3 protein-coding genes and 2 pseudogenes are annotated in these 5270 nt (G+C 41.9%); 3 read left to right on the forward strand and 2 right to left on the reverse strand.

The genetic code is table 11. The features are described from left to right. The first annotated feature begins 666 nt into the window (after positions 1 to 666). Positions 667 to 2243 (forward strand): annotated as a pseudogene (locus H6G97_RS44795) (reverse transcriptase domain-containing protein). A gap of 574 nt (positions 2244 to 2817) precedes the next feature. On the opposite strand, the gene H6G97_RS44800 reads toward H6G97_RS44795, so the two are convergent. Continuing rightward, on the reverse strand, positions 2818 to 2979 hold the full coding sequence (locus H6G97_RS44800) for a hypothetical protein (protein ID WP_190946911.1): 162 nt from the start codon (positions 2977 to 2979) through the stop codon (positions 2818 to 2820). Beyond that, positions 2970 to 3131, reverse strand: a pseudogene (locus H6G97_RS44805) (transposase); the annotation flags it as partial. The gene H6G97_RS44800 and the pseudogene H6G97_RS44805, both read right to left, overlap by 10 nt. A 471-nt stretch (positions 3132 to 3602) precedes the next feature. On the opposite strand from H6G97_RS44805, the gene H6G97_RS44810 reads away from it, so the two are divergent. Together H6G97_RS44810 and H6G97_RS44815 are read left to right on the forward strand one after the other, a co-directional pair. Continuing rightward, positions 3603 to 4571 carry an alpha/beta fold hydrolase gene (locus H6G97_RS44810; protein WP_190946912.1) on the forward strand — a complete coding sequence of 323 codons (969 nt, stop codon included), beginning with the start codon at positions 3603 to 3605 and terminating at the stop codon, positions 4569 to 4571. Between the two features lie 250 nt (positions 4572 to 4821). Beyond that, entirely contained in the window at positions 4822 to 5169 is a 348-nt protein-coding gene (locus tag H6G97_RS44815; RefSeq protein ID WP_242056044.1) for a GNAT family N-acetyltransferase, read from the forward strand. Positions 5170 to 5270 lie beyond the last annotated feature (101 nt).

Here is a 5270-nt window from a genome sequence, read left to right on the forward strand (position 1 = left end):
TACTATAATCATCTTTTACCAGTATTCAGCTTATATTTTAGTAACTATTTATACCTATATACAAATACTGCAAATCTTGCCGAAAGCGATCGCATAAAGCACTGTATGAGGGCGTGCGATTCGTTGCTTAGTAAATCTTGGTATCCAGTCCATAAATAACTAAGCCAGTGAAACTTAACGTAAGTTAAGCACTGAACTTTCAGAATGATGTAGGTGAAAGCCCTATCCGCTAGATTCGAGCGTGACTCCTTATCTGTCCACACCGAACAAGCTCAATTCTTGTAGAGTGAAGCTGGAAACAGGGCACAATCAGACGATTGTTAAGAATCGACACTGGTGCTAATAGGAAGTTCCCACGGTGAAATTGAACCTAGAAAAATGACTCATGCAGAAGCGGGGCTTAACAACCACACCCCCCGACTCCATCAGAGATAAAACCCGCCGCATCAGTCCTCAATAGCGGTAAGAATCTAGGGTTTCTGATAGTCAAATTGGTTACACCTAACGGAACGTATCAATCATCTGAAGGAACGAATAAAAACGACTTGAGAGTCTAGGGAAAGTCGAATCCCTGGTAGGTGAGATGAGACACGGAACTCTCTCAAGTCGGGTAGGATGCGGCGTAATTGCTGCAAGGTATTCAGAAAACACTTAATGGAGCAGAGCATGATTAGGCACAGTGATTACACTAGTGAATCTTGGAAGAATCTACCCTGGAAGAAATTTCGTCAGGATTTATTCCGCCTACAAAAGAGAGTGTTCAAAGCGGTCCAAGCAGGAAACAAGCGGAAAGCTCAGTCTTTGCAAAAACTTATTCTGAAATCCCGTGCGGCTAGATTTTTGTCAATCCGACAAGTATCACAGCTAAATGCTGGTAAGAAGACAGCAGGTATTGATGGTGTAAAGTCCCTCGATTTTATAGGACGTTTCGAGTTAGAAATTCTACTGAGAAAATCGGCTGGAGACTGGAAGCATCAAGGACTAAGGGAAATCTCAATCCCAAAAAAGGACGGGACTACTAGAATGCTGAAAATCCCAACTATCGGCGATCGCGCTTGGCAATGTCTAGCAAAATACGCCCTAGAACCAGCTTGCGCGTTGCAACTTTCCATGCTAGAAGTTACGGTTTCAGAGTAGGACGCTCAGCACACGATGCCCAAGCACTTCTATTCTCAAACTTAAACAGCAACGCCAACGAAATAGATAAAAGAGTTATCGAACTCGATATCGAAAAATGCTTCGATAGGATTTCACACTCCACCATAATGGACAACCTGATAGCCCCTAAGAATATCAAAAATGGTATTTTTAGATGCCTGAAAGCCGGAGTCAATCCCGAATTTCCAGAACAAGGAACCCCTCAAGGCGGAGTAGTAAGCCCCCTACTAGCCAACATCGCACTAAACGGAATTGAAAGTATCCACAGAACCCACATAACGGGTCGTAAGATAACCGACAAAACCGCAGAAGGTCAAATACTATATCCATCCGTCCGCTACGCCGACGACATGGTAATAGTGTTAAAACCTCAAGACGATGCAGAACTGATACTAAGAAACATTGACGAATTCCTAGCCAAAAGAGGAATGAAAGTAAGTGCTAAGAAAACCAAAATAACCGCCGCGACAAATGGCTTTGACTTTCTAGGTTGGCACTTCAAAGTGAGAAACGACGGAAGAATATTAATAACTCCCTCAGTGGATAACTTTAAGAAATTCCGGGAGAAAGTCAAGAAAATCGTTAACTGCTGGAACTATGGTTCCAAGGTAAAAGCCGAAAAGCTAGCACCGATTGTAAGGGGTTGGAGAAACTACCATAGGTACTGTGATATGTCAGGGTCAAGGTTTTCACTCTGGTTCATGAATCACAAAACCCACACGGTATTTAATAAGGAAACTAGGAACACCAGAGAGTCAAGTACTGCACTTGTAAAGAAAGCGTTCCCATCAGTTCCTTACTCCCTCGGCTCACACGTCATAGTTAAAGGAGACAAATCCCCCTATGACGGAGACTTAATTTACTGGAGTCAACGCAACAGGAAATTATACGATGGGATGACATCCATTGCCTTACATAAACAGAACCATTCATGTGGTCGATGTGGAATGAAATTGACAAGCGAAGAGCATGTACATTTACACCACATAGATGGAAATCATAATAACTGTAAACCTAAGAATCTTACAGCAATCCATGAATCCTGTCACGACTATTTACACATGAACAAAAGGGTCACTCCCTAAGAATATCGGGAGCCGTGTACACGGAAACGGGTACGCACGGTTCTAACTGAGAGGGACGGGGAATAATATCCCCTCTCGACTCAACCAATCACTCCTTAACCTCAGCCTCATGAAAAAGTGCATTTTGGGTTCACAGACTATTAGTGGCGGATTCTACCGTGCCTATAGTGATATTTAAAAATTACTTTAGCTAGATAGTGTTGCTAACTCATGTTTTTGAAATTTTTAGTCATATCATAAAAATTAGAACAGCTAAAGAGTTTAGCTGTTCTAGGATTAGTGTGTTCCTTTATTGACAGCTTAATAGATGCTTATTATGATGTCCTCAGTTTGCAGAAGTATAAAATCCATCTATCTTAATACTGTTGCCAAGCATAGTAATTCAAAACAGTGGTCAGATTTACCCGAAGCTGACAAATGCTTAAAAAATCAAAGCCTCATTTTGGCTCAACTCCTGCCCGAAACTTGATTTCCCGTCATGATTTTGATTACTGAATCATTGTTCTAGTCATATTTTGGGAACAAATTGGACACATTGGCCCTTCAGCATGAATGCACCATCACCTCAAGGTGATCAATCGTCGGCTGTGGAGGCGCGGTTGTAACGAGGGCAGGGATGAGGCGGGGGCGGCGAGAAGCTCTCGCTTAAGTCTTCTCCAAAGGATACGAAGACAGCTTCAAGCGATCGCAGATGTAATGATCGGAACTCTAGGGCATGTTTTAAAACTATAGCCATAGAATAATAGAAGCGAATGTCAGCATTGCAAGGTAGTTATCAGCTTTCTTTTCATAGCGTGTAGCAATCTGACGAAATTGCTTCAAACGGTTGAAACATCGTTCTACACGATTTCTTTGGCGATAAATAGATTTATCAAACTTATCGCGTCTGCGTTCGAACGAATACCGAAATCAACCACAAAGTATATGCTCTACTCTCAATCATCTAAATGGAAATTACCCGATTTTTGGATCAATGCCAAAAAAGTGATCGCGCTAGATCAATGTAATAGATCAAAGGTGTAATGCTGCATGAATCATGAGCCAAAACGATAAGCCAACTATAAAATTTACGAACTTTAGAAAGATGTTATGTGGAAAAATTCTATATAATAAGCTTACTTGAGGTAGTTATACGGAAAAATCCCTTATAATACCCGAATATGAATGTTTAATAGAAAAATTCTGTATAATCACCCGATTTGGTTAAGCTACTTTGCCACGCGAAATAATTTATTTGCCTGAACTCGCCTGTTATGTCCAAGACTGGAGCAGTGATGGTGATTGTGGCTTCATGGTTATTGATCCCCTGACAGGTATGAATCTATAAATTTTGCTATGACAATTACGGAAAATTCGGCTATGCTTACTCTAAGTATTACCGCAATCTCATTACTTACAGGAATTTTCTATCAAACAGTGAGTGAAGCCTTGGATCGACGCAGACATCCTCCACAGGGTGAACTTGTTGATATTGGGGGATTTCGTCTACATCTCAACTGTATTGGGCAGGGTACACCAACAGTTGTTATGGATGCTGGTGGTGCTGCTCCCTCAATTACATGGGGCTTGGTTCCATCTGAAATTGCTAAATTTACCCGAGTTTGCACTTATGATCGAGCGGGGTTGGGTTGGAGCGATCCCAATCTCAGGATCTCCCGCACCAGTCAGCAGAGCGTTGATGAATTACATTCACTTTTGACTAAGGCTGGAATTAATCCTCCCTACATTTTAGTTGGACACTCATTAGGTGGAGTCAATATGCGGCTGTATGCAAGTCAATATCCAGAAGATGTGGTCGGATTGTTGTTAGTCGATTCTTCCCATGAAAATCAAATGACATCCGAAATGTGGAGGCGCATAAAAATGCAGTCTTGGCTTTATCAGGTCTTGAGGGTTGCCAGTCAAGTTGGAGTGCTGCGATTAATCGGGGAGATGAATCTGTTACCAATTCTTGAGGACATTAAGCGACAAATTCAAAAATATCCCCTCAAGGTACAAACCTTATTTGATACCTATAAATCCTTCTGTTACCGTCCCGACTATTGGGCAACCGCATCCAGTGAACTTGCCAATATAAAAAAGAGCTTTGAGGAACTTCAATCAGTTACATCACTGGGCAGCCTGCCTTTGATTGTGTTGAGCCAAGGTTCTAAAGATTCAAAGATGAGTGATGAAAGATTCCAGAAATGGGCATCGCTTCAGTTAGACTTGACTAAACTATCGTCAAATAGCCAACGTATCATTGCAGAAAATAGTGGGCATCTTGTGCAACTGGATCAACCTGAGTTGGTTATTAGTGCAGTCCAACGGTTGATTGAGAGCGTTTAAAGTTATGAGTCTTCGATTAAGGCACGGCATAACTTTCCTAGTAGTCTGCCAGTCAAAAAATCCGCTTGTGAGGACTGGGAAAAGGGTAAAGGATTTAAACCCTTTCCTTTTACCCCACCAAGTTTACTTGGCGAACTACTAGTGCAACGGACGGTATCAAGCCTTTGGGGTATTGCAGCAAAGTTTGGTCGCCGCCGCTGCAATAGGTTTGTTAGCCTTCCTCTCAAAAATGTGATGCAAGGCGAAAATTATGGTTTGGATTATTCAAGCACTTAAAGATGAGGATGAGCCGTTTCTATGGGAGATGTTGTATCAGGCTTTGTATCTCCCTGAAGGTCAAGCTCCTTTGCCACGCGAAGTAATTTATTTGCCTGAACTCGCCCGTTATGTCCAAGACTGGGGCAGTGATGGCGATTGTGGCTTCATGGTTATTGATTCCCTGACAGAGAAACCTGTTGGCGCAGTTTGGTTGCGGTTACTAACGAGAAATAATAAAGGTTATGGCTATGTAGATGATGATACACCGGAATTAGGGATTGCGGTTTTTCCTGAATATCGCGGTCAAGGCATTGGCACCCAGTTACTCATACCAATTTAATATGAAGCTGCATAGAATAAAGCTTCTAGAATAAAGTTGTAAGAAGAGACAGAAATTACCTGCTCAAAAGTAAGTTGGTCGAATATTTCTTGGATGCGCTC

The organism is Nostoc flagelliforme FACHB-838, assembly GCF_014698065.1.
GTDB classification, from domain to species: domain Bacteria; phylum Cyanobacteriota; class Cyanobacteriia; order Cyanobacteriales; family Nostocaceae; genus Nostoc; species Nostoc flagelliforme_B.

Bases quoted from the DNA above. Each gene is read 5' to 3' on its own strand.
- H6G97_RS44800 (WP_190946911.1), bottom strand. From the start codon at position 2,979: ATGGCTATAGTTTTAAAACATGCCCTAGAGTTCCGATCATTACATCTG.
- H6G97_RS44815 (WP_242056044.1), top strand. From the start codon at position 4,822: ATGGTTTGGATTATTCAAGCACTTAAAGATGAGGATGAGCCGTTTCTA.
- H6G97_RS44810 (WP_190946912.1), top strand. From the start codon at position 3,603: ATGCTTACTCTAAGTATTACCGCAATCTCATTACTTACAGGAATTTTC.